General features: G+C 63.5%; 24 protein-coding genes (1 of these 24 cut by a window edge). All 24 read left to right on the forward strand.

Annotated elements, in window-relative coordinates:
* The first annotated feature begins 13 nt into the window (after positions 1–13).
* A complete protein-coding gene (tilS, locus tag GE073_RS00410; RefSeq protein ID WP_153782529.1) occupies positions 14–1,540 on the forward strand; it encodes a tRNA lysidine(34) synthetase TilS in 1,527 nt (508 codons plus the stop codon).
* A gap of 54 nt (positions 1,541–1,594) precedes the next feature.
* Positions 1,595–2,134 (forward strand): hypoxanthine phosphoribosyltransferase, encoded by a 540-nt coding sequence (gene hpt / locus GE073_RS00415; RefSeq protein WP_028598296.1) that lies wholly within the window; start codon positions 1,595–1,597, stop codon positions 2,132–2,134.
* Between the two features lie 97 nt (positions 2,135–2,231).
* Positions 2,232–4,277 carry an ATP-dependent zinc metalloprotease FtsH gene (gene ftsH / locus GE073_RS00420; RefSeq protein ID WP_153782530.1) on the forward strand — a complete coding sequence of 682 codons (2,046 nt, stop codon included), beginning with the start codon at positions 2,232–2,234 and terminating at the stop codon, positions 4,275–4,277.
* Between the two features lie 355 nt (positions 4,278–4,632).
* On the forward strand, positions 4,633–5,700 hold the full coding sequence (locus GE073_RS00425) for a BMP family lipoprotein (RefSeq protein WP_028598298.1): 1,068 nt from the start codon (positions 4,633–4,635) through the stop codon (positions 5,698–5,700).
* A 96-nt stretch (positions 5,701–5,796) separates the two neighbouring features.
* Positions 5,797–7,356, forward strand: a complete 1,560-nt coding sequence (locus GE073_RS00430) for an ABC transporter ATP-binding protein (protein WP_153782531.1) — start codon at positions 5,797–5,799, stop codon at positions 7,354–7,356.
* Entirely contained in the window at positions 7,357–8,439 is a 1,083-nt protein-coding gene (locus GE073_RS00435) for an ABC transporter permease (RefSeq protein WP_052333094.1), read from the forward strand.
* Positions 8,440–9,396: an ABC transporter permease gene (locus GE073_RS00440; RefSeq protein WP_028598301.1), complete on the forward strand. Its 957-nt coding sequence runs from the start codon at positions 8,440–8,442 to the stop codon at positions 9,394–9,396.
* Between the two features lie 325 nt (positions 9,397–9,721).
* Complete coding sequence (nadA, locus tag GE073_RS00445; RefSeq protein WP_028598302.1) at positions 9,722–10,660, forward strand: quinolinate synthase NadA; 939 nt, start codon at positions 9,722–9,724, stop codon at positions 10,658–10,660.
* A gap of 37 nt (positions 10,661–10,697) precedes the next feature.
* Positions 10,698–12,323, forward strand: a complete 1,626-nt coding sequence (nadB, locus tag GE073_RS00450; protein WP_028598303.1) for an L-aspartate oxidase — start codon at positions 10,698–10,700, stop codon at positions 12,321–12,323.
* Entirely contained in the window at positions 12,304–13,200 is an 897-nt protein-coding gene (gene nadC, locus GE073_RS00455; RefSeq protein ID WP_228551216.1) for a carboxylating nicotinate-nucleotide diphosphorylase, read from the forward strand. Before nadB ends, nadC begins: the two co-directional genes overlap by 20 nt.
* A gap of 3 nt (positions 13,201–13,203) precedes the next feature.
* Complete coding sequence (locus GE073_RS00460) at positions 13,204–13,971, forward strand: type III pantothenate kinase (protein ID WP_153782532.1); 768 nt, start codon at positions 13,204–13,206, stop codon at positions 13,969–13,971.
* 81 nt (positions 13,972–14,052) lie between these two features.
* Positions 14,053–14,955: an Hsp33 family molecular chaperone HslO gene (gene hslO / locus GE073_RS00465; protein WP_153782533.1), complete on the forward strand. Its 903-nt coding sequence runs from the start codon at positions 14,053–14,055 to the stop codon at positions 14,953–14,955.
* Positions 14,956–14,968: 13 nt separating this feature from the next.
* Positions 14,969–15,949, forward strand: coding sequence for a peptidylprolyl isomerase (locus GE073_RS00470; protein WP_194843229.1), 981 nt, complete (start codon positions 14,969–14,971; stop codon positions 15,947–15,949).
* A 138-nt stretch (positions 15,950–16,087) separates the two neighbouring features.
* Positions 16,088–17,029 carry a cysteine synthase A gene (gene cysK, locus GE073_RS00475; protein ID WP_028598307.1) on the forward strand — a complete coding sequence of 314 codons (942 nt, stop codon included), beginning with the start codon at positions 16,088–16,090 and terminating at the stop codon, positions 17,027–17,029.
* Positions 17,030–17,506: 477 nt separating this feature from the next.
* Positions 17,507–19,132: an anthranilate synthase component I family protein gene (locus tag GE073_RS00480; protein ID WP_228551217.1), complete on the forward strand. Its 1,626-nt coding sequence runs from the start codon at positions 17,507–17,509 to the stop codon at positions 19,130–19,132.
* Positions 19,129–19,710 (forward strand): aminodeoxychorismate/anthranilate synthase component II, encoded by a 582-nt coding sequence (gene pabA, locus GE073_RS00485; RefSeq protein WP_153782535.1) that lies wholly within the window; start codon positions 19,129–19,131, stop codon positions 19,708–19,710. The genes GE073_RS00480 and pabA overlap by 4 nt, the downstream gene beginning before the upstream one ends.
* Complete coding sequence (locus tag GE073_RS00490; protein WP_153782536.1) at positions 19,707–20,603, forward strand: aminotransferase class IV; 897 nt, start codon at positions 19,707–19,709, stop codon at positions 20,601–20,603. Before pabA ends, GE073_RS00490 begins: the two co-directional genes overlap by 4 nt.
* 45 nt (positions 20,604–20,648) lie before the next feature.
* A complete protein-coding gene (folP, locus tag GE073_RS00495; protein ID WP_028598310.1) occupies positions 20,649–21,515 on the forward strand; it encodes a dihydropteroate synthase in 867 nt (288 codons plus the stop codon).
* A 4-nt stretch (positions 21,516–21,519) separates the two neighbouring features.
* On the forward strand, positions 21,520–21,906 hold the full coding sequence (gene folB / locus GE073_RS00500; RefSeq protein ID WP_028598311.1) for a dihydroneopterin aldolase: 387 nt from the start codon (positions 21,520–21,522) through the stop codon (positions 21,904–21,906).
* Positions 21,884–22,462 carry a 2-amino-4-hydroxy-6-hydroxymethyldihydropteridine diphosphokinase gene (gene folK / locus GE073_RS00505; RefSeq protein ID WP_028598312.1) on the forward strand — a complete coding sequence of 193 codons (579 nt, stop codon included), beginning with the start codon at positions 21,884–21,886 and terminating at the stop codon, positions 22,460–22,462. The genes folB and folK overlap by 23 nt, the downstream gene beginning before the upstream one ends.
* On the forward strand, positions 22,414–22,635 hold the full coding sequence (locus tag GE073_RS00510) for a helix-turn-helix domain-containing protein (protein ID WP_028598313.1): 222 nt from the start codon (positions 22,414–22,416) through the stop codon (positions 22,633–22,635). The genes folK and GE073_RS00510 overlap by 49 nt, the downstream gene beginning before the upstream one ends.
* A gap of 16 nt (positions 22,636–22,651) precedes the next feature.
* Positions 22,652–23,647: a tRNA dihydrouridine synthase DusB gene (dusB, locus tag GE073_RS00515; protein WP_028598314.1), complete on the forward strand. Its 996-nt coding sequence runs from the start codon at positions 22,652–22,654 to the stop codon at positions 23,645–23,647.
* Positions 23,648–23,925: 278 nt separating this feature from the next.
* On the forward strand, positions 23,926–24,402 hold the full coding sequence (gene greA / locus GE073_RS00520) for a transcription elongation factor GreA (protein WP_028598315.1): 477 nt from the start codon (positions 23,926–23,928) through the stop codon (positions 24,400–24,402).
* Positions 24,403–24,493: 91 nt separating this feature from the next.
* Positions 24,494–25,346 carry the 5' portion of a lysine--tRNA ligase gene (gene lysS / locus GE073_RS00525; RefSeq protein WP_416362081.1) on the forward strand. Its footprint extends 659 nt past the window's final position, so the window shows 853 of its 1,512 coding nt (coding positions 1–853); the start codon lies at positions 24,494–24,496; its stop codon lies beyond the right edge, outside the window.

Here is a 25,346-nt window from a genome sequence, read left to right on the forward strand (position 1 = left end):
AGGAGGAAGCGTCATGGCATCAACCGATTCCGGCCAGCCGGATCGTACGCGCCCGGAGCCGCTGAGGCCGCCGGCAAGCGCCGGCGATCCGGACCGCGTGCGTCGGGAGCTGCTGCGGATGGGAGCGGACGAGCGGCTCTGGGAGCCGGGCGACACGGTGCTCGTCGCCGTGAGCGGCGGGCCCGACTCGATGGCGCTGCTGCATGCGCTGCATGCCGCGGCGCCGCAGCTCGGCGTGTCCGTGGCCGCGGCGCATGCCGATCACGGGTTCCGCCCGCAAGCCTCCGCGCGCGAGGCCGAGACGGTGCGCGGCTTCTGCGCCCGGCTCGGCGTGCCCTGCGATACGGCCGAGCTGGACGTGCCCGCGCATCTGGCGGAGCATGGAGGCAACAAGCAGGCGGAGGCCCGGAGGCTGCGCTACCGCTTCCTGCTGGAGGCCGCCGAGCGGGCGGGGGCGCCGCGCATCGCGCTCGCCCATCATGCGGACGATCAGGCGGAGACGGTGCTCATGCGGCTGCTGCGCGGCAGCTCGTCGGCAGGGCTGTCCGGCATTCCGCTGCGGCGGCAGGAAGGAAAGGCGGAACTGATCCGCCCCCTGCTGCGTATACATAAGCCGGACCTGCTGGCCTACTGCGAGCGGCATGGCGTTCCGTACGAGGAGGACGCCAGCAATCGCTCGGCCGACTACACGCGCAATGCGATTCGGCTGGAGGCGATGCCTTATCTGGAGACGTTCAACGGACGGCTCGCCGAATCGCTCTGCCGGACGGCCGAATCGGCGTCGGCCGAGTCGGACTACCTCGATGCCAGGACCAAGGAGGTTTTCGCCTCGAGCGTCGTGTCCGAAAGAGGCGGTTTGACGATGTCCGGCGCGGCTTTTGCGGCCCTCCACGTCGCTTTACAAAGAAGATTGATTAAACTAATATTAGATTATCTTGCTCTGGAAATGGCGCCCTCCAGCTTTGACGAAGTGGAGCGGATCCGTGTCGGCGCGCTGTCCGGCACGCCTGCGAGCTGGCGGGTCGACCTGTCGAGAGGACTGCGGTTCCGACGGGAATACGGCCGGCTTGCCTGGACCCGCCGCGCGGACGAGAAGCCGCTGCCCTACGCGGTCGAGATCCCGGAGCCGGATGGCGTCTGGACGATCGCGGAGGCGGGGCTGGAGATCCGGTTCAGCGCCCATCGCCACACGAGGGACGGTACGGCGCGCTTCGCGGCTTCGGACGCGGACGCGCGGACCGCTTTTTTTGATTGGGACAAGCTGGAGCTCCCGCTGCTTCTCCGTCCTCGGCGCAGCGGCGACCGGATGCGTCCGCTGGGACTAAACGGCACCAAAAAGGTGCAAGATATGTTCGTTGACGGGAAGCTGCCTCCTTCCAGGAGGCCCTTCCTTCCGCTGCTGTGCGACGGCGGCGGACGCATCCTTTGGATTCCGGGCCTCCGCCGCTCGAGCCATGCGCTCGCGGACGAGGGCACGCGGCTGCTGCTGCGCGCCGAGGTTCGGCCGGCCGGCGGCTCGAGTGAGCCCGCCGGCGAATAACCGGACTTATTCCGCTCATAAGAATAGGATTAGACGATTCGGGAGGAACCATCATTGCATAATGACATTCAAGAAATTCTGCACAGCGAAGAGGAGATCCGCGACAAGGTCAAGGAGCTCGGAGAGATTCTGACCCGGGACTTCGAGGGCCGCAATCCGCTCGTCATCTGCGTCCTCAAGGGCGCGTTTATTTTCATGGCCGATCTGGTTAAAGAAATACGCGTGCCGCTGGAAATGGACTTCATGGCCGTCTCCAGCTACGGAGCCTCCACCAAATCCTCCGGCGTCGTCAAGATCATCAAGGATCTCGACGTCTCCGTCGAAGGCCGGGACGTGCTCATCGTCGAGGACATCATCGACAGCGGCCTGACGCTCAGCTATCTGATCGACGTGCTGGAGCGCCGCAACGCGAAGTCGGTGACGGTCGTCACGCTGTTCGACAAGCCGTCCGGACGCTCGGTCGACCTCAACGCCGACTATACCGGATTCACCCTTCCTCATGCTTTTGTCGTAGGCTATGGACTGGACTATGCCGAGTACTACCGCAACCTGCCGTACATCGGCATCCTCAAGCCGGAAGTCTACCGCAAATAAGCTAGAGTCCGCGAGGCTCGGAGCCCGCTTGGGTTCTGTTGAGATCGCCGGAGCGGCTATGGTAAAATATTTGAAGCGTCTTGAGAGGAGGTAGGGGATGAATCGAATCATCCGGAACACTGGATTTTACCTGCTTATTTTCCTGGTAACCGTCGGAATTGTGCAGTTCATCAGCGGTCAGGACGATAACACCGAAAAGATCTTCTACAGCGAATTCCGCCAGGAGCTCCAGGCGGACAACATCAGCAAGCTGACCGTGCAATTCGACAGTTACACGTATCTGGTGACCGGTGAATACAGAAAAGCGCCAGCGGGGGCTGAAAGCGAATCACTGAAGTTCTACACCTACACGAGTGCCGAGGAGTTCGCGGCCAAAGAGATCGACGACGCCGCGAAGCAGAACGGATTCGACTACGATTACAAGCCGATGAAAGGTCAAAGCATCTGGCTCACGTTCCTGACCTCCATCATTCCGTTCGTGATCATCTTCATCCTGTTCTTCTTCCTGATCAATCAGGCTCAAGGCGGCGGCGGAAAAGTCATGAACTTCGGCAAGAGCAAGGCTCGTTTGTATAATGAAGAGAAAAAGCGCGTGACGTTCGAGGACGTCGCCGGCGCCGACGAGGAGAAGCAGGAGCTCGTCGAGGTCGTCGAGTTCCTCAAGGATCCGCGCAAGTTCGCCGCCGTAGGCGCCCGCATTCCGAAGGGCGTCCTGCTGAACGGACCTCCGGGCACAGGCAAGACGCTGCTTGCCCGCGCGGTCGCCGGCGAAGCAGGCGTGCCGTTCTTCAGCATCTCGGGCTCCGACTTCGTCGAGATGTTCGTCGGCGTCGGCGCTTCCCGTGTCCGCGACCTGTTCGAGAACGCCAAGAAAAACGCGCCGTGCATCATCTTCATCGATGAGATCGACGCCGTCGGACGCCAGCGCGGCGCCGGCCTTGGCGGCGGCCACGACGAGCGCGAGCAGACGCTCAACCAGCTGCTCGTCGAGATGGACGGCTTCGGCGCCAACGAGGGCATCATTATCGTCGCCGCGACGAACCGTCCCGACATCCTCGATCCGGCGCTGCTCCGTCCGGGCCGCTTCGACCGCCAAATCACGGTCGACCGTCCCGACGTCAAGGGCCGCGAGGCCGTGCTCAAGGTGCATGCCCGCAACAAGCCGCTCAACAAGGACGTCAAGCTCGACGTCGTCGCCAAGCGGACGACCGGCTTCACCGGCGCCGATCTGGAGAACCTGCTCAACGAGGCCGCGCTGCTTGCGGCGCGCCGCAACAAGAAGGACATCGCCATGATCGAGATCGACGAGGCAGTCGACCGCGTCATCGTCGGCACCGAGAAGAAAAGCCGCGTCATCAGCGACCGCGAGAAGCGGATCGTCGCTTACCACGAGGCGGGCCATACGATCATCGGCTACTTCCTCGAGAACGCCGACATGGTGCATAAAGTGACGATCATCCCGCGCGGACGCGCCGGCGGCTACGTCATCATGCTGCCGAAGGAAGACCGCATGCTGATCACCAAGCAAGAGATGCTCGACAAGATTACCGGCCTGCTCGGCGGCCGCGTCGCCGAGGAGCTGTTCATCGGCGAGATCGGCACCGGCGCCTACAGCGACTTCAAGCAGGCGACGAGCATCGTGCGCAGCATGGTCATGGAATACGGCATGAGCGACAAGCTCGGCCCGATGCAGTTCGGCAGCTCGCAGGGACAGGTGTTCCTCGGCCGCGACATCGGCCACGAGCAGAACTACTCCGACAAGATCGCCTATGAGATCGACCAGGAGATGCAGACGTTCATCAACGAATGCTACGAGCGCGCCAAAAACCTGCTCACCGAGCGGAGCAAGGAAGTCCACCTCATCGCACAGACGCTGCTGCAGCAAGAGACGCTCGATCTCGAGCAGATCCGCAACCTGCTGGAGACCGGATCGGTCGAAGGCAACGGCGTAGGCGGCGAGGGCGGCGAAGGCTCCGAGCCAGGCGGCGAGCCGACGATCGACTCCATCGGCGGCGTCAAGGTCCGCATTCAAGGCCGCGAGCCGGGCGATGCCCCAGGCGGTGAAGGCATCCGCGAAGGCTCCGATGCCGCGCCTGCCGATTCGGCCGCCGGCGGCGAGCCGGGCCCGACAGACAAGGCGTGACAATCGAACTATTCGGCGCAGCCCCCATGCACATTTGTGCATGGGGGCTGTTGCTTCTGTTCAAGGCGTTCGGGTATAATAAGCGAGGGTCAGGGAATAATGAGATCAACTTGATGGAAGCCAAACCATGCATTGCGCACGAATATGTAACGTTGATGTTAGATATTTATGCTGCAATATGCATGTTCATCCGAAATGTTGTCATGAACCGACATTATATTCGGAATTTTATTTTGTAATGGCTTTCATTATGTCAGGATTAGTTACATTTTCTCGTTGACTCTTGATGAATATAGGCTATACTATCTATATCCAACCAATAACCTATGGTGAAGAACAGGGGAGAAAGACAAAGATGAAATGGACAAGCAAACCGTTCCATGTACTCAGCGTTTCCGCTCTGGCACTGATGCTCGTCGTTAGCGGCTGCGGCTCGAAGAGCAACAACTCCGAGACAAACAATGGCGGCGCGGCAGCGAACACCGAAAATGCAGGCGCAGGCAGCGATGCCGGCAAGGACTTCAAGATCGGCATGGTTACCGACGGCGGCGGCGTGAACGACAAATCGTTCAACCAATCCGCATGGGAAGGCCTGCAGCAGCTCGAAAAGGACACCGGCGCCGAGATCAAGTATCTGGAGAGCAAGGGCGAGAGCGATTTCGAACCGAACCTGAACCAGATGGTCAAAGCGGGCTATAACCTGACGTGGGGCATCGGCTTCATGATGAACAAAGCGATCACGACGGTCGCGACGCAAAACCCGGAAGCAAAGCTGGCGAGCATCGACAGCGAAGTGAGCGCTCCTAACGTCGAGTCCGTCATGTTCGCTGAGAACGAAGGCTCCTTCCTCGTCGGCGTCGTCGCAGGCCTGACGACCAAGACGAACAAAGTCGGCTTCGTCGGCGGCGTAGAAGGCGATCTGATCAAGAAGTTCGAAGCGGGCTTCGTGGCAGGCGTCGCAGCCGTCAACCCGGATGCCAAAGTAACGGTCCAATACGTCGGCGACTTCACCAAGCCTGACCTTGGCAAAGCATCCGCTGCGACGCTCTACAACGACGGCAACGACATCATCTACCATGCTGCAGGCGGCAGCGGCAACGGCGTCTTCACGGAAGCCAAAGACCGCGTCTCCAAAGGCGAAAAAGTATGGGTCATCGGCGTCGACAAAGACCAATCGATCGAGTTCGGCAACGACATCACGCTGACGTCGATGGTCAAGCGCGTCGACCAAGCGGTGCAAATCGTATCCCAGGAACTGATCGACGGCAACTTCAAAGGCGGCACGACCCGTACGCTGACGCTGAAGGACGGCGCTGTCGGCCTGCCGGAGAACAACCCGAACGTATCCGAAGACATCATGGCTAAAGTCAAGGAATACGAGACGAAAATCGTGAACGGAGAAATCACCGTTCCTGCGAAATAAGACACGCTTCAAATGGAATCAGACAAGGCCAGCCCCAGAGCCGGCCTTGTTCTTTTTCGCGTAAAGGGCTTGAGGGCAAGGAAAGGAGAGAGAGGCATGGGACAGCAGCCTATCGTGGCAGAGTTGAAAGGGATTACAAAGCGGTTCCCGGGCATCGTCGCGAATGACAACATCAGCCTCCAGCTGCGCAAAGGGGAAATCCATGCGCTGCTCGGCGAGAACGGAGCGGGCAAGTCGACGCTGATGAATATCCTGTTCGGCCTGTACCAGCCGGACGAGGGCCATATCGAGATCGACGGCAAGCCGGTCGTCATTGACGGCGCCGGCAAGGCCATCGAGCTGCGCATCGGGATGGTCCATCAGCACTTCAAGCTGGTCAAGCCGTTCACGGTCGCGGAGAACATCATCCTCGGCAACGAGCCGACCAAGGGCATCAAGGTCGACATCAAGGGCGCGGGCGAACGCGTGCGTCAGCTGTCGGACCAGTACGGCCTGAAGGTCGATCCGCACGTACGCATCGAGGACATCACCGTCGGCATGCAGCAGCGCGTCGAGATTCTCAAGACGCTGTACCGGGGCGCCGACATCCTGATCTTCGACGAGCCGACGGCGGTGCTGACCGTGCAGGAGATCGAGGAACTGATCGAGATTCTGCGCGCCCTCGCTCGCGAGGGCAAGTCAATCATCCTTATTACCCATAAGCTCAAGGAGATCATGGCGATCGCCGACACCTGCACGGTCATTCGCCGCGGCAAGGTCGTCGGCTCGGTCGCGGTCAAGGACTCGAGCGAGCGCCAGCTGGCCGAAATGATGGTCGGACGCTCGGTCAACTTCCAAGTGAACAAAGAGAAGTCCAAGCCGGGCAAGGCGATTCTCGAGGTGAGCGGCCTTACGGTCCAAGGCGAGCACGGCAAGGCAGTCGTCGATAACGTCAGCTTCCAGATCCGCGCCGGCGAGATCTATGGCATCGCAGGCGTCGACGGCAGCGGCCAGACGCAGCTTGTCGAGGCGATCACCGGCATGCGCAAAGCTAGCGGCGGCTCGGTTCGCATCCACGGGCAGGAGCTGCTCGGCTCGTCGGTGCGTCAGGTGACCGAGGCAGGCGTCTCGCATATCCCGGAGGATCGCCACAAGCACGGCCTCGTGCTCGATTTCTCCGTGAGCGAGAACATGGTCCTGGGTAATTATTACCGGGCTCCCTACACGCGCAGCGGCATTTTGAACTACAAGGCGATGGACGAAAACGCGACGAAGCTCGCGGCTGAATTCGACGTGCGCATGTCGAGCATCCATACGGAGGCGCGGTCGCTGTCCGGCGGCAATCAGCAGAAGGCGATCATCGCCCGCGAGCTGACGCGCGATCCGGAGCTGATCATCGCCGTGCAGCCGACCCGCGGCCTTGATGTCGGCGCGATCGAGTTTGTGCACAAGCAGCTGATCGAAGCCCGCAACGCCGGCAAGGCGGTGCTGCTTGTCTCGTTCGAGCTCGAGGAGCTGTACGGCCTCTCCGACCGTCTCGCCGTCATCTACGAGGGCCGCATCATGGGCCAGATGGATGCCGACGAGAAGAACGAAGAGCAGATCGGCCTCATGATGGCGGGCAACGCTCTCGGCAGCGCCGCGTCCGATACCGCCCTTAGACAGGGGGAAAGCTAAGTGCAAGCGTTCAACAAGATCTTCACCAAGCAGGAGACCTATGTGCCGTTCGTCGCGATCGTGCTCGGCCTGCTCGTCGGCGCCATCGTCATGTGGCTCGGCGGCTACAACCCGTGGGAAGCGTACGGAGCGATGCTCAACAAGATCTTCGGCTCGAAATACGATTTCGGCGAAGCGATCCGCCAAGTCACGCCGCTCATCTTCACCGGTCTCGCGGTCGCCTTCGCGTTTCGTGCCGGCCTGTTCAACATCGGCGCCGAGGGCCAGTTCATCACCGGCATGACGGCCGCCACGTGGATCGGCATCAACCTCGACCTGCCGTGGTTCATCCACATGCCGCTCGCCGTCATCGTCGGCGGCATCGCTGGCGCGCTCTGGGCCGGCATCGCCGGCTGGCTGAAGGCTTCGCGCGGCGTCAACGAGGTCATCTCGACGATCATGCTCAACTGGATCGCCTACTACCTCGCCAACTACATGGTGCGCGTCGTCATGGTCGAGTCGGGACAGAACCGCTCCAAGGACATCCAGGAGACGGCCTCGGCCTCGATGGACTGGCTTGTCAGCATCCTCGACAACGCCCGCGTCCATTGGGGCACGCTGGTCGCGGTGCTGTGCGCGTTCGTCTTCTACTATATCCTGTGGCGCACCCGCCAAGGCTATGAGCTGCGCGCCTCCGGCTTCAATCCGGACGCGGCCCACTATGCCGGCATCAACGTCAAGGGCAGCATCGTCAAGGCGATGATGATCTCCGGCGCGCTCGCCGGCCTGGGCGGCGCGTTCGAATCGCTCGGCGTGTTCAAGTCGATGGCGGTCATGAACGCCTTGCCGGGCTACGGCTTCGACGGCATCGCCGTCTCGCTGCTCGGCGGCAACAATCCGTTCGGAATCATCTTTGGCGGCTTGCTGTTCGGCTTCCTCAGCTACGGCTCCACCGGCATGAGCTTCGAGGCCGACGTGCCGAACGAGATCATCCGCATCGTCATCGGGGCGGTCATCTTCTTCGTCGCCAGCCACGGCATCGTCAAATGGTTCCTCAAGCCGTTCTTCCGCAAACGGCGCGAAGAAAGGAAGGAGGCGGCCTAGATGGATACAATCGGTCTTCTGCTCAATACGACGCTGGTCTTCTCGACCGCTCTCATTCTGGTCGCGCTCGGCGGCATCTTCTCGGAGCGCTCGGGCGTCGTCAACATCGGCCTCGAGGGCCTCATGATCATCGGCGCCTTCAGCTCCGCCGTCTTCACCTATTACGGCCATGAGTGGGGCCTCGGCGGCGCGTCGGCCTGGTTCGGCGTGCTGATGTCGATCGTGCTCGGAGCGGCGTTCTCGCTGCTGCATGCGGTCGCGACGATCACGTTCAAGGCCAATCAGGTCATCATCGGCGTCGTCATCAACATCCTGGCGCTCGGCCTGACGGTTTACCTCGTCAAGAGCTTGTTCAATGGTTCGGGCCAGACGGAGAACCTGTCCGGCATCGCGTTCACCAAGTACAACGTGCCGTTCCTGTCGGACATCCCGCTGATCGGCGACGCGCTGTTCAAGGCGTACCCGACGACGTACCTGTGCTACCTGCTCGTTTTCGTCAGCTGGTACGCGCTTTACCGCACGCGCTTCGGCCTGCGCCTGCGCTCGGTCGGCGAGCATCCGGGCGCGGCCGACACGGTCGGCATCAGCGTCACCAAGTACCGCTACATCGGCGTCCTGCTGAGCGGCGCGCTCTCCGGCCTCGGCGGCGCGACGATCTCGCTGACGACGACGTACGACTTCTCGCACACGACGATCAGCGGCCAAGGCTTCATCGCGATCGCGGCGGTCATCTTCGGCCGCTGGCATCCGATCGGCGCGGCCGCAGCGGCGCTGTTCTTCGGGTTCACGCAAGCGCTCCGCTTCCAGGCGGGCCTGTTCGACTGGTCGAAGTCGATTCCGAACGAGTTCCTGTACATGCTTCCGTACGTGCTGACTTTGCTCGTGCTGGCGATCGCCGCAGGCAAGAGCCGGGCTCCGGCCGCAGTCGGCGAGCCTTACGATCCCAGCAAGCGCTGATTTTCCCCAGCTTCCCGCACTTGCGGGAGAGCCAGTGAAGCAGGCTTTTCCCCGGCTTCCCGCACTTGCGGGGAGCTTTTTTCTTTCCGTTTCAATTTCCTGGGAAATGGTCTTGAAATCGCTTGAACCGTCGGTTGACAGTGTACCCGGCGAAGTGTAAATTAGGTGTACTGATTCGTCACTTCTTTGTAACATGTGAATCATTTCACTTGCTTGAAACGGCTTCCGTTCCCTATTGAGACGGGGACGAATGCCGCATACTATACGGGTCGGCTCGGCATGACAAGCGGCTGGCGACTCGATGGACCGAAGGAGAGGAAGCGCCGTGGAAGCACTGGCTCTGGAACGCAAGGCAGAGCAAAACCGGGAATTGCGGGAGAGGCTGCTGCAGCTCAAGAAGGAGCGCAACGCGATCATTCTCGCCCACTATTACCAGCGGGACGAAATTCAGGAAGTGGCCGATTTCCGGGGAGATTCCTTTTTGCTCGCCCAAAAGGCCGCTGAGACGGATGCGGACACGATCGTATTCTGCGGCGTGCACTTCATGGGGGAGAGCGCCAAGATTCTCGCTCCGAACAAGACGGTCATCATTCCCGACGAGCGCGCCGGCTGCCCGATGGCCGACATGGTCAACGTCGACGGGCTCCGCAAGCTGAAGGCCCAGCATCCGAACGCCAAGGTCGTCACGTACATCAACTCCTCGGCCGAAATCAAGGCGGAGACCGACATCTGCTGCACGTCGGCGAACGCCGTCAAGGTCGTCAACTCGGTCGAAGGCGACGAGATCATCTGGGTGCCGGACAAAAACCTCGGCCACTACGTCCAGCAGAAGACGGACAAAAAGATGATCATCTGGGAAGGCTACTGCAATACGCATGACATGCTGACCGTCAAGGACGTCGAGGAGATGAAGGCCAAATATCCGAACGCGGAGTTTGTCGTCCATCCCGAATGCCGTCCGGAAGTCGTCGCGCTCGGAGATTTTGTCGGCAGCACGACTGCGATCATCAAATACTGCAAGGAATCGCCGAACAAGGAATTCATCGTCGGCACCGAGGACGGCACCGGCTACCAGCTTCGCCTGGACAGCCCGGACAAGACGTTCCATTTCGCCACGAAGTATCTCGTCTGCCCGAACATGAAGGTCAACAACCTGAAGAAGCTCGTGCGCTGCCTGGAGAACATGTCTCCGCAGATCTACGTGCCGCCGCAGGTTGCCGACAAAGCCCGTCTGTCCCTGGAGCGCATGCTGCTGGTCAAGTAGCCATGCGCTACTCCCATGTTCGGAGGAGAACCGACCTATGATTCCTAGATATCTGGTGGAGCTCGACCTGGACGCCCTGCCTGTCGTCGAGAAGGACGTCATCGTCATCGGGGCCGGCATCGCCGGCCTTTTCACCGCCCTGCGGGCGAGCGAGCGCGGCTCGGTGCTCATGATCACCAAAAAATCGCTCCTCGACAGCAATACCCGCTACGCCCAGGGCGGCATCGCGGCCGTCATCTCCGACGAGGACAAGCCGGAGTTCCATCTTCAGGATACGCTCGTCGCCGGAGCCGGGCTATGCGACGAGGACGCCGTCGGGGTGCTCGTCCATGAAGGGCCGAAGGGCATCCGCACGCTCATCAACATGGGCACGCAGTTCGACCGCGAGAACGGCGAGTTCGCCCTGACCAAGGAAGGCGCGCACAGCCAGCGCCGCATCCTGCACGCCAACGGCGACGCGACCGGCTACGAGATCGTGCGCGCGCTGTCCGAGCGCGCGCTGGCGAACGAGGACATCGAGGTATGGGACGACCATTTCGCGATCGACCTCATCACGCGGGACGGCGAATGCTGCGGCGCGCTCGTGCAGAAGCCGGACGGAAGCCGGGTGTTCGTGCGCGGCAAGGCGACGATCCTTTGCACCGGCGGCACCGGGCAGATGTACCGCTATACGACCAATCCCGAGGTGGCGACCGGCGACGGCGTGGCGATGGCCTACCGGGCCGGCGCCTACATCCGGGACATGGAGTTCATCCAGTTCCACCCGACGACGCTCTGTTATCCGGGCGCGCCGCGCTTCCTCATCTCCGAGGCGGTGCGCGGCGAGGGAGCGGTGCTGCGCAACATCCACGGAGAGCGCTTCATGGAGCGGTACCACCCGCAGCTGGAGCTCGCGCCGCGCGACGTCGTCGCCAACGCGATCGTCAGCGAGCTGGAGCAGACCGGCGCGACATTTGTCTATCTCGACGTCACGCATGAATCCGAGGAGATGGTGCGCCACCGCTTCCCGACGATCTACGAGACCTGCCTGCAGTACGGGCTCGACCTGACGACGGACTGGATCCCGGTCGCTCCGGCCGCGCATTATACGATGGGCGGCGTACGCACCGATCTGAACGGGGAAACGAACATCCGCCGCCTGTTCGCCTGCGGCGAGGTGTCTTCGACCGGCGTGCACGGCGCGAACCGGCTGGCCAGCAACTCGCTGTCCGAGGCGATCGTGTTCGGCCGCCGCATCATCCACCGCATCCACGAGCTGCCTCCGCTGGAGGGCGAGGTTCGCGTGCGCGAGGAGCGCGCGGGCCATGACGCCGTGTCGCGGCAGGCCGTCGTCGAGAAGCGGCTCAAGCTGCAGAAGGTGATGGTCCGCTATATCGGCCTGCGCCGCAGCGCGGACAGTCTCGCCAAAGGACTGGGCGAGCTGAAGCGGCAGCTGCCGTTTTTCACGACGGAGATGACGAAGCGCGAAGATTTCGAATTTGCCAATCTGCTGACGAACGCCTTGCTGACGGCGGAATCCGCCGCGGCGCGCGAGGAAAGCCGCGGCGCGCACTACCGCGTGGACTTCCCGCAGCGGGACGACGGGCGTTGGCGCAAGCATACGGTGCTGCATCGAGTGCAGGGCCAGACGGAGGAGAAGATCGATGATGCAGCGATCCGCTGAGCACGGACTCGGCTTGGAAGGATACGATACGGGACTGCGCGAGAGCATCCGCGCCTGGCTGGCCGAGGACATCGGCACCGGCGACATCACGACGCGCTCGACGATTCCGGCGGACAGCGTGATGAAGGCTGTCATCCACGTCAAGGAAGACGGCATCGTCGCCGGACTGCCGGTCGCGCAGGCGGTGTTCGGCGTCGTCGATCCGGAGCTCGTCTTCACCGCGCTCGTAAGCGACGGCGATGCCGTAGCCAAGGGCACGGTCATCGCCGAGGTCTCGGGCCGCACGCACAGCATCCTGACGGGTGAGCGCCTGGCGCTCAACCTGATGCAGCGGCTGTCCGGCGTCGCGACGAAGACGAGGCAGTTCGTCGATGCGCTCGGCGGCCTTCCGGCGCGCCTCGTCGACACGCGCAAGACGACGCCGGGCCATCGCCGCCTGGAGAAGTACGCGGTGCGCGTCGGGGGCGGCTCGAACCACCGGTTCGGCCTGTACGACGCCGTCATGATCAAGGACAACCATATCAAGGGAGCCGGAGGCATCGGGGCGGCCGTAGCGGCCGCGCGCGCGGCCATCCCCCATACGATGAAGATTGAGGTCGAGACCGAATCGCTGGGCGAGGTCGGCCAGGCGCTCGACAGCGGAGCGGACATCATCATGCTCGACAATATGGAGCCGGAGCTCATGCGCGAGGCGGTCGCCCTTATTCGCGGCCGCGCCCCTCATGTCATCGTCGAGGCGTCCGGCGGGGTCTCGCTGGAGACGGTGCGAGGCATCGCGGAGACGGGCGTGGACGTCATTTCCGTCGGCGGGCTCACCTACTCGTTCCGCTCGCTCGACATCAGCCTCGACCTCGGCGGCAAAAAAGGGAGGGCGTAAGCGGTGATCGTCGTCATTGACGTAGGCAACACGAACATCGTGCTCGGCATCTATCGCGGCAGCGAGCTGCTCCATCACTGGCGGATGAGCACGAACCGCTCGGCGACGAGCGACGAATACGGAATGATGGTGTACAACCTGTTCCACTATGCGGGCATCTCGCTGGACGAGATCCGCGGCGTCGTCGTCTCGTCGGTCGTGCCGCCGCTCATGCGGACGCTGGAGCAGCTGTCCACGACCTATCTCAAGCATGCGCCGCTCGTCATCGGCCCCGGCATCAAGACCGGGCTGAACATCCGCTACGAGAATCCGCGCGAGGTCGGCGCCGACCGCATCGTCAATTCCGTCGCCGGCATCGAGAAGTACGGCGCCCCGCTCATCGTCGTCGACTTCGGTACGGCGACGACGTTCGACTACATCGACGAGAGCGGAGCGTACCTTGGCGGAGCGATCGTCCCCGGCATCGGCATCTCGACCGAGGCGCTGTACCAAAAGGCGGCGAAGCTGCCGCGCATCGAGCTCGTCAAGCCGCGCAGCGTCATCGGCCGCAATCCGGTCACCTCGATGCAGGCGGGCATCATTTTCGGCTATGCGGGCCAGGTCGACGGCATCGTGCGGCGCATCTGCAAGGAGTTCGACAACCATCCCCGCGTCGTCGCAACCGGCGGGCTCGCCGATCTGATCGCCGCGGAGTCGGAGACGATCGAGCGGGTCGACCATTTGCTGACGCTCGAGGGGCTGCGCCTCATCTACGAGCGCAATCAGGACTGACTTCATCCATCGACGCCCCTGTCCGGCTTGGACGGGGCGCCGATTCATTTTACCGGGACGAATCCGGACAGGAGGGATCGCATGAGCGACACGACGAAGGACTATCTGGTGCGCGGGACGGCGTGGGGCGGCAAGATTCGCGTCTTCGCCGCGCGCACGACGGAGCTGACGCGCGAGCTGCAGCGCCGCCACGGCACGCTTCCGACCGCATCGGCCGCGCTCGGCCGCACGGCGGCCGTCGGCGCGATGATGGGCATCATGCTCAAAGGCGAGGAGAAGCTGACGCTGCAGGTCAAGGGCGACGGACCGATCGGCGCGATCGTCGTCGACGCCAACGCCCGCGGCGAAGTGCGCGGCTACGTCGACAACCCGCAGGCGCATCTGCCTCCGAACGCGCAGGGCAAGCTGGATGTCGCCGGCGTCGTCGGCACGACCGGCTATGTGCATGTGACCAAGGATCTCGGGCTCAAGGAGCCGTACCGCGGCAGCGTGCCGATCATCTCGGGGGAGCTCGGCGAGGATTTCACCTATTACTTCGCCTCCTCGGAGCAGACGCCCTCGGCGGTCGGCGTCGGCGTGCTCGTGGACGTGGACGGCAGCGTGCTGCATGCCGGCGGCTTCATCATCCAGCTGCTGCCGGGCCTCAGCGACGCGGAGATCACCCGTCTCGAGCATGCGCTCGGCCATCTGCCGCATGTGACGGCGCTGCTGGACCAGGGCGAGACGCCGGAAGAGATTTTGCGCTGGGTCGTCGGCGACGAGCTGACGGTGCATGAGACGCTGCCGGTCGGCTTTGCCTGCCCGTGCAGCGAGGAGCGCGTGGAGCAGACGCTCGTCAGCCTCGGCGAGGCCGAGCTGCGCCAGCTGATCGAGGAGGACGGCGAGGCGGAGGTTCAGTGTCATTTCTGCAATGAAGCGTATGTGTTCGATCGCACCAAGCTGGAGAGGCTGCTGCAGGAAGCGACTTCGGAAAGCGGGAAATAGAGGGAAGCGGAGCATGGGCAGAGACAAGGCGTTGAAAACAATCATCGGCCTTCAGGCGGCCTGCATGATCGTGCTGGCCGCGTTCGTGCTGGCGGGGCAGCTGCGCGGCGAGCCGGTCCTCGTGCCTGTCGGAGCGCAGGTCGGGGAGAACGGAGAGGACGGAGGCGACGGTACGGCCGCTGTCGTCGGCAGCGATGTGATCGCGGAGTCGGAGCTGGCGGCGCGGCTGCGCGATCAGTACGGGGAGAGCGTGCTGCAGACGATGATGATCCGCTCCGCGCTCGATCAGGAGAGCGCCAAGGCCGGCCTGGCCGTGACGGAAGCCGAGATCGAGGCGGAGCTGCAGGCGCAGATGGAAGGCTACGGCGACGAAGAGGGCTTCTACCGCGAGATGGAGAGCCAGTTCGGCCTGGACCGGGACGAGGTATATGAGGAAGCGATGTACCGCCTCCTGATGGAGAAATGGATGACCCAGGACATCGCCGTCAGCGACGACCGGGTCGACACGTACTTGCAGGAGCATGAATCGGAGCTGCGGCCGGCTCCGCGCGCCCATCTGCGCTGGATCGTCAGCGCTTCCCGCGCGGAAGCCGAGGCGCTGCTCGGCCGGCTGGAGGCCGGCGAGGATTTCGCCGAGCTGGCCCGCCGGCACTCGCTCGACGAAGCGACGGCGGAGCTCGGCGGCGATCTCGGCGTCGTCGAGGAAGGCGACCCGTTCCTCGATCCGGGCGCGGCGGCCGCGGCGGCGGAGCTGGCGGAGGGCGAGCTCGGCGGGCCGGCGGAGGTGGAGGGCGGATTCGCCCTCGTGCAGCTGCTGGAGCGCGAGTCGCCGCCGGCGCTGGACGAGCAGGTGCTGCGCTCCAAGGTGCGGCGCCTCATCGCTCTCGACGAGGCGGGCTCGCTGAAGGAAGGCGAGCAGCGGCTGCTGCGTCAATACGGCGCTCGGACGGGCGCCGACGCCTCCCCGCAGCCGGCCCCATCGGCCAGCGGATAGCGGTTTTGCGTTAGACTTTTACATTGGCCCAAGGTCTCTTCATCGCAGGCTTGACAAGGGCCGAAAGGCCTTGTTAAGATAGAAACAGCTAATAACCTACTATTTTAGTCGGGATATAGATGAGGAGGCAGTTGGACGATGGCCAGAATTGTGCAGAATGTGACCGAACTGATCGGAGATACTCCGCTTGTCCGTTTGAACCGCTTGGTGCCGGAAGGCAGCGCGGAAGTATATGTGAAGCTTGAGTATCAGAATCCGGGATCCAGCGTCAAGGACCGCATCGCAATCAGCATGATCAACGTCGCCGAGGAGCAAGGCCTGATCAAGCCGGGCGTCTCGACGATCGTCGAGCCGACGAGCGGCAACACGGGCATCGGCCTGGCCATGGTCGCAGCGGCCAAGGGCTATCGCGCCGTCCTCGTCATGCCGGAGACGATGAGCCTTGAGCGGCGCAACCTGCTGCGCGCCTATGGCGCGGAGCTCGTGCTGACGCCGGGAGCCGAGGGCATGAACGGCGCGGTCAAGAAGGCCGAGCAGCTCGCGGCCGAGAACGAGGACTACTTCCTGCCGCAGCAGTTCAAAAACCCGGCGAACGTCAAAATTCACCGCGAGACGACAGGACCTGAGATCGTGGAAGCGATCAACTCGCTGGACGGCAAGCTCGATGCGTTCGTCGCCGGCATCGGCACGGGCGGCACGATCAGCGGCACCGGCGAAGTGCTCCGCCAGAGCTTCCCGGACATCAAGATCGTCGCGGTCGAGCCTTCGGCATCTCCGCTGCTGTCGGGCGGCAAGCCGGGCGGCCACAAGATCCAGGGCATCGGCGCCAACTTCATCCCGGATATCCTGAACCGCGACATCTACGACGAAGTCATCACCGTCGAAAATGAAGAAGCGTTCGACTACGCTCGCCGCGCCGCCAAGGAAGAGGGCCTGCTCGTCGGCATCAGCTCCGGCGCCGCCATCTCCGCCGCGCTGCAGGTCGCAGCCAAGCTCGGACCGGGCAAGCGCGTCATCGCGGTCGTTCCTTCCAACGGCGAGCGCTACCTGAGCACCGCGCTGTTCAACTTCGAGAACTAATCCTTCATTTCCGGCCGCCGGCCTTTCCTTCGGGAGGGGACCGGCGGTTTTTTCATTGAAAAGAAGACGTCCTGCAGACAAGCCATTTCGCTGCGCAAGCCGAGCCTTTCTCCGATCCTTCTGGAAGCCAGCCCATAGGCAATAGTTTAAACCGAAGAGCGAAGCGGACGGGGGCTCGTGGAGAAGCGGCAGCGGTTCCCTTGGAGGCCGGATTCCTTCCTTTCTGGGAGAATACATTCACAGGAATCTGGGCTCCAGGGAGATCGGAACGAGTTCCCGTCCGCGAAGCGGGCAACGGTTTCGGCATGATCCAGGGAGATCGGAACGAGTTCCCGTCTGCGAAGCGGGCAACGGTTTCGGGCAATCGGTTTCCGGCCTGCATGGCCTTTAGCCAAAGGGGTTGATTTTGCACCGACGACACGATACGATCAGGCGATAGACAGAGAGCGAGCACGGAAGGCGAGGTAGGCGCAACGAATGAAGGGGAACATCTGCATCTCATGGGAGCAGTGGCAGGAATGGCTGCGAGACGGAACGAGCTACGCGTCGCTGCCGGTGCTGGCGCGAATGGACCTGCCGTACGGAGAAGCGCTGCCGGCTTCATGGGAGCCGGCATGGCACGAGCAGGAGCCGTATTCGATCCTGCTCGAAAGCGGCAAGACGGGCCGCTATACGTATCTGGGCCGGCAACCGGCGGCCGTGCTGCGGGCCAAGGGCGGCGAGGCGCAGGTATGGACGCGCCGCGCTGCCGGCGGCTACGAGCCGTCGCAGGCCATCGCCGCCGATCCGCTCGAGGCGGTGCGCCGCTGGATGGACGGGCGCAAGGCGCCGCGCCTGCCGGGCGGTCCGAAGTTCGCGGGCGGCATCGCCGGCTACTGGAGCTACGACGTGGCGCGCGCCATCGAGCGGCTGCCGGAGCTGGCGGCCGATGACCTGGAGCTGCCCGAGGCGCTGTTCCTGCAGCTGGACGAGCTGTGGATCCATGACCGCGAGCAGCGCTGCGTCTACGCCGCCGTGCAGGCTCCCCTGGCCGCCCTGGCGGGCGAAGGCTCGGAGGCCGCCGCTGGCGAGGCGGCCCTCAGATCAGCCTACGACGCGGCTGCCGCCCGCGCGCTCGAGCTGCTGGAGCAATGGGCCGCCTGGGCTTCGTCGCCGGCTTCGCTGCATCATGCCGGCTCCCGCCGGGAGCTGCTGGAGCGGACGGAAGCGGGCGGCGAGCTTCCGTTCCCGGACGTTCCCGCGGATGCGACCAGTCCTTTTCCCCGCGAGCGGTACAAGGACGCCGTGCGCGCCATCCAGCGCTACATCGCGGCAGGCGACGTGTTCCAGGTGAACCTTTCGCTGCGGCAGCAAAAAGCCATGGAAGCCTCGCCGGAGGAGCTGTACGAATGGCTGCGCCTCATCAATCCTTCGCCGTACATGGGCCTGCTGCGGACGCCGGAATTCCAGCTCGTCTCCGCCTCGCCGGAGCTGCTCGTCGAGCTCGCGGACGGGAAGCTGTACACGCGGCCGATCGCCGGCACCCGCCGCCGCGGCCGCACGCCGGAGGAGGACGCCGAGCTGGAGCTCGAGCTGCGCACGAACGAAAAGGAAACGGCCGAGCATATCATGCTGGTCGACCTGGAGCGCAACGATCTCGGCCGGGTGTCCCGCTATGGCACCGTGCGGGTCGAGGAGCTGATGGTCGTGGAGCGCTACTCGCATGTGATGCATCTCGTCTCGCAGGTGAACGGGGAGCTCATGCCGGGCCGGGACGCGTTCGACGTCATGCGCGCCGTCTTCCCCGGGGGCACGATCACCGGAGCGCCCAAAATCCGCACGATGGAGATCATCGAGGAGCTCGAGCCGGTGCGCCGGGGGCCGTATACGGGCTCGATGGGCTGGATTGACTATAGCGGGGATATGGAATTTAATATTATTATCCGCACGATGGCGGTCAAGGACCGCGTCGCGCACATCCAGGCGGGCGCCGGCATCGTGATCGATTCCGATCCCGAGCGGGAATACCGCGAATCGATCAGCAAGGCAAGGGCGCTCTGGCGCGCCTTCCACTACGCCGGGCTGCACGGCTCGGCATCAATCGACAGGGGGATGGACGCATGATCCTGGTCATCGACAACTACGACTCCTTTACGTACAATCTGGTGCAGTATCTGGGAGAGCTCAAGCAAGACATCCTCGTCAAGCGCAATGACGAGATCACGCTGGACGAGATCGCCGAGCTCGCTCCGGACCACATCCTCATCTCTCCGGGGCCGTGCTCTCCCAACGAGGCGGGCATCAGCCTCGCGCTGATCGAGCGCTTCAAGGGCGAGATTCCGATCCTGGGCGTCTGCCTCGGCCATCAGGCGATCGGACAGGCGTTCGGCGGCGAGGTCGTGCGCGCGGAGCGGCTCATGCACGGCAAGACCTCTCCGATCCACCATACGGGCCGGGGCGTGTTCCAAGGCCTGCCGTCCCCGTTCACGGCGACCCGCTACCACTCCCTCATCGTGCGCCGCGAGACGCTGCCGGACGAGCTGGAGATTACGGCCGAGACGGCCGAGGGAGAGATCATGGGACTGCGCCACAAGCGCTACCCGGTGGAGGGCGTGCAGTTCCATCCCGAGTCGATCATCACCGAGAACGGCCTCTCCATGCTGCGCAGCTTCCTGGCGGAAAAGGCCCCGGCTTCGAAATGAAGATCGCCTATAACGGAGCCGTGGTGAGCGCCGGAGATGCCCGCATCTCGGCATTCGACCACGGCTTTTTGTATGGCATGGGCCTGTTCGAGACGTTCCGCACCTACGGCGGCAGGCCGTATTTGCTGGAGCGGCATCTGCGGCGGCTCGCCGAAGGCTGCCGGGAGCTGCGCATCCGGTACGAGCCGGACGCGGAACGGCTGGAGGCGCTGATCCGCCGGACGGCGGAGGCGAACGGGCTGTCAGGCGACGCGTACGTGCGGCTGACCGTCTCCGCCGGAGACGGCGGCCTCGGCCTGCCGGCGGGAGATTACGAGGAGCCGCAGGAGCTCGTCATGGTCAAGCCGCTGCCGGCGGCGGCTCCCGGCTTGTACGAGCGGGGCCGGGAGCTGCGCCTGCTGCGGACTCCGCGCAATACGCCGGAGCTCGCCACGCGGCTGAAGTCGCTTCATTATATGAATTGCATCGCCGCCAAGCGGGAGCTGGCGGATACGGACGCGGCTCCGGGAGCCGAGGGCCTGATGCTGACCGCGGACGGCCGGCTCGCGGAAGGAATCGTCAGCAATCTGTTTTTTGTCGCAGACGGCGAAGTCCGCACGCCCTCGCTCGACACGGGCATCCTGTCCGGCATCACGCGGGAGCGGGTGCTCGAGCTGGCGCAAGCCGCCGGTCATCCCGTCCGCGAGGGACGCTGGAGCTGGGAGGAGCTGCTGGAAGCCGACGAGGTGTGGACGACGAACTCGGTGCAGGAGCTCGTGCCGGTCACGACGCTGGCCGGATTGGACGGAGAGCCCGCACATCCGCGCGCCGGCCGCGCCGCCGGTCCGGTCGTCCGCGAGCTGCTGGCGCAGTATCAGGAGGACGCCGGCTCGCGGCCCTCTGCGGACACCTGAAAGAGCTGCAAATGAAGCCGCCGTCGGCGGCGAGGAGGCAAGCCTATGTATAGAAGACAACCGGAGCATGCCGTTCCCGAACGAAGCTACGAATGGGCGGACGGGACGAAGCTTGCCGTCGGGAGGCGGACGCTCGTCATGGGCATCCTCAACGCGACGCCGGATTCGTTCTCGGACGGCGGCCGGCATCACGAGGGAGACGCGGCGCTGGAGCATGCCCGGCTCATGGCGGAGCAAGGCGCGGACCTAATCGACGTCGGCGGCGAGTCGACGCGGCCGGGCTTCACGCCGGTGCCGCTTGAGGAGGAGATCCGCCGCGTCGTGCCGCTCATCCGGCGCCTGCGGACGGAGCTGCCGGAGCTGCCCCTCTCGATCGATACGTACAAGCCGGCGACGGCGCGCGCCGCGCTCGAGGCCGGCGCCCATATCATCAACGACATCTGGGGGCTGCGCGACGATCCCGAAATGGCGCGGGTGGCGGCCGAGTTCGGCTGTCCGGTCATCCTCAGCCACAACCGCGCGGCGCGCGACTACCGCGACCTGGTGCCGGACGTCATCGCCGATCTGCAGCGCAGCGTGGAGATCGCGCTGGCCGCAGGCGTGCGGGAGCGGGACATCTGGCTCGATCCGGGCATCGGCTTCGCCAAGACGCATGAAGACAACCTCGAGCTTATGGGCCGGCTGTCGGAGCTGTCGGAGCTCGGCTATCCGGTGCTGCTCGGCACGTCGCGCAAGCGGTTCATCCGCGATACGCTCGGCCTGCCTGTGGACGAGCTTGCCGAAGGCACGGCGGCGACGGTCGCGCTCGGCATCGCCCAAGGCTGCCAGATCGTGCGCGTGCATGATGTCGGCGCGATCAAGCGCACGGCCGCAATGATGGACGCCATGGTCTACGAAAGGATGGGACGGTAATCGAATGGATACAATGACACTTACTGGCATGCGCTTCTACGGCTATCACGGCGTTTTCCCGGAGGAGAACAAGCTCGGCCAGCAGTTCCGCGTCGATCTCAGCCTCAAGCTGGACCTGGAAATGGCCGCCCGCACCGACGAGCTGGAGCACTCGATCAACTACGCCGAGCTGCATGCGCGGACCAAGCAGATCGTGGAAGGGCCGCCGTTCAAGCTGATCGAGGCGCTGGCCGGGCGTATTGCAACGGTGCTGCTGGACACTTATACTGGCATTAACGAATTGACCGTTCGCGTCACCAAGCCTAATCCTCCGTTCGAGATCTTCTTCGACGGAGTCGTCGTCGAACTGGTCCGAAAGCGGGATGAGCATGGACAAATCGTTCCCGCCTAGCGGGCCGGCCGCCGAAGCTCCGCGCGCAGCGGCTTGCTCCGCCTACATCGCGCTCGGCTCCAATCTCGGAGACCGCAGCGGGATGCTGGCGCGCGCGCTGCAGCTGCTCGACGCCTCGGACGGCATTTCCGTCGCCGACGTCTCCTGCGCCTACGAGACCGACCCGGTCGGATATGCCGATCAGCCGGCGTTTCTCAACATGGCGGCCCGCCTGTCGACGACGCTCGATCCGCTGGCGCTGCTGCGGCGGATGCTGGAGCTGGAGCTGGCGCTCGGACGGGTGCGGGAGTTCCGCAACGGCCCGCGCGTCATCGACCTCGACCTGCTGCTGCACGCCGATGCCCGCATCGATACGCCGGAGCTCGAGCTTCCCCATCCGCGGATGCTGGAGCGGGCGTTCGTGATGACGCCGCTGGCGGACGTGCTGGAGAAGGATCATCCCCTTCTGGAACGGGCCGAGGCGATGGCCGAGGCGGCATTACGGGAAGGAAAGGAAGGCATTGCCCGATGGAACACGATCAACTGGCGCAGCGGGTCCGCGCCTTCCGGAAGCTGAAAGGCTACACGCAGCAGGAGCTCGCCGACAAGCTGGACGTCTCGGTCGCCGTGCTCGGCTCGCTCGAGCGCGGCACGCGCAGGCCGGAGCCGAAGCTGCTGGCGCGCATCGCCGACACGCTCGGCATCGATTATGAAGAGTTGACGGCCGCGGCCAGCGGCGGTCTGCGATAGAAAAGAGGTAGGCAACATGCTTAAGATAGGCGATATCCAAATGAAGAACAATGTCGTGCTCGCGCCGATGGCCGGCGTCTGCAATCCGGCGTTCCGCCTGATCGCCAAGGAGTTCGGAACCGGGCTCGTCTGCGCGGAGATGGTGAGCGACAAGGCGATCGTGCACGGCAACAAGCGCACGCGCGAGATGCTGTTCGTGGATGAGCGCGAAAAGCCGCTCAGCCTGCAGATTTTCGGAGGCGACCGCGACTCGCTCGTGCAAGCGGCCAAAGTCGTCGACAAGGAGACCAACGCCGACATCATCGACATCAACATGGGCTGCCCGGTCCCTAAAGTGACCAAATGCGACGCCGGCGCGCGCTGGCTGCTCGATCCGAACAAGATCTACGACATGGTCAGCGCCGTCGTCGACGCCGTCCAGAAGCCGGTCACGGTCAAGATGCGCATCGGCTGGGACAGCGAGCATATCTTCGTCGTGGACAACGCGCTCGCGGTCGAGCGTGCAGGCGGCAAGGCGGTCAGCGTTCACGGCCGGACGCGCGAGCAGCTCTACACCGGACATGCGGACTGGAGCTATATCCGCCAGGTCAAGGAAGCGGTCGGCATCCCGGTCATCGGCAACGGCGACGTGAACTCGCCGGAGGATGCCAAGCGCATGATCGCCGAGACCGGCTGCGACGGCGTCATGATCGGACGCGCGGCGCTCGGCAACCCGTGGATGCTGTATCGTACGATCCATTACCTCACGCATGACGAGCTGCTTCCAGAGCCCAACGCCCAGGAGAAGATGGAGATCGCCATTCTTCATATGGACAGGCTCATTGCGCTCAAGGGCGAAGCGGTCGCCGTCCGCGAGATGCGCAAGCATCTGGCCTGGTACCTCAAGGGTCTCAAGGGCGCGGCCCGCATCAAGGACCACATCATGGAAGAAACGAGCCGGGACGTCATGGTCCGGATCCTCGAGAGCTATATCGAATCTCTCCGTCAGGAAGAAGCGTCGGCGGCGGTCTAGCGCCGCCGCTTCGGACTCGGAGTCCGTTCCGGCATCCGCCAGTCCTCCGAGCTTCAGAGGCGCCACGGGTGCTTTTTGCTTGGACAGGCGCAGGGCAAGGACGCCATGCGCTCGCATTGACACGCCGGGAGCAATTGCATATAATCTTGCAATATAATCCTGCACCGACTGTTCTTGGGGCCGTCCGGCGCGCGTTTGCGGCCCGGCTACCTCTTTCATGATCTGCGTGATCCATCAGCAGGGTGCCAAGCAAATACGCCACGACAGGAGAATCGGCAATGAGCGACAAAGAAGTGATTCTGACTCAGGACGGACTCAAGAGGCTTGAAGAGGAACTGGAGAATCTCAAATCGGTCAAACGCCGTGAAGTGGCCGAGCGGATCAAAGTCGCGATTGGATATGGCGATATCAGCGAGAACTCCGAGTATGAAGATGCCAAAAACGAGCAAGCTTTCATTGAAGGCCGCATTATTACGCTGGAAAAGATGCTTCGCAACGCGCGCATCATCAACAATGAGGATATCGGCGTCGACACGGTGAGCGTCGGCTCGATCGTGACGGTCGAGGACCTGGAGCTCGGCGACACGATGGAGTACACGATCGTCGGCACGGCCGAGTCCGATCCGCTTCAGAACAAGATCTCCAACGAGAGCCCGCTCGGCAGGGCGATTCTCGGCAAGAAGAAGGGTACGACCGTGGAAGTAAGCGTTCCTGCTGGCGCCATTCAGTACCGTATCGTAGACATCAAGAAATAAGCGGCTCCTACAACCGATCGGCAAGCACAAGCTTCCTAAATGTTAGGGAGCTTTTTTATGGATAAGGGCAACGACAAGGAGATGAATGGAATTGAATCAGGAAAACGGCACGGTGGAAACACAGGAGCAGGACCTCAGCGAGCTGCTGCGCATTCGGCGCGCGAAGCTCGACGAGCTGCGCGATCTGGGGGTCGATCCGTTCGGCGCGAAGTTCGAGCGCAGCGCGACCGCGGGCGGAATCGCCTCCGCCTACGGCGATCTGAGCAAGGAGGAGCTGGAGGAGAAGGCGATTCAGGTGAGCTTGGCGGGCCGCATCATGCAGAAGCGCGGCATGGGCAAGGCGGCATTTGCCCATATCCAGGACTTGACCGGACGCATCCAGATCTACGTGCGCCAGGATACGGTCGAGGCGACTCAGTACCAGGCGTTCGACCTGCTCGACATCGGCGACATCGTGGGCGTCAGCGGCACCGTGTTCAAGACCAAGACGGGCGAGATTTCCGTCAAGGCCGCGGAAGTGACCGTGCTCAGCAAGTCGCTGCTTCCTCTGCCGGACAAGTTCCACGGCCTCAAGGACGTGGAGCAGCGCTATCGCCAGCGCTATGTCGACCTGATTACGAATCCGGACGTCCAGCAGACGTTCATCCAGCGCTCCCGCATCATCCAGTCGATGCGCCGCTATCTCGACTCGCTCGGCTATCTGGAGGTGGAGACGCCGACGCTCCATGCCATCGCAGGCGGCGCGGCGGCCCGTCCGTTCATCACGCATCACAACGCGCTCGACATGCAGCTGTACATGCGGATCGCGATCGAGCTGCATCTGAAGCGCCTCATCGTCGGCGGACTGGAGAAGGTCTACGAGATCGGCCGCGTCTACCGCAATGAAGGCATGAGCACGCGCCATAACCCGGAGTTCACGATGATCGAGCTGTACGAGGCCTATG

It is taken from the genome of Paenibacillus sp. B01, assembly GCF_009649995.1.
GTDB classification, from domain to species: Bacteria; Bacillota; Bacilli; order Paenibacillales; family Paenibacillaceae; genus Paenibacillus_O; species Paenibacillus_O pasadenensis.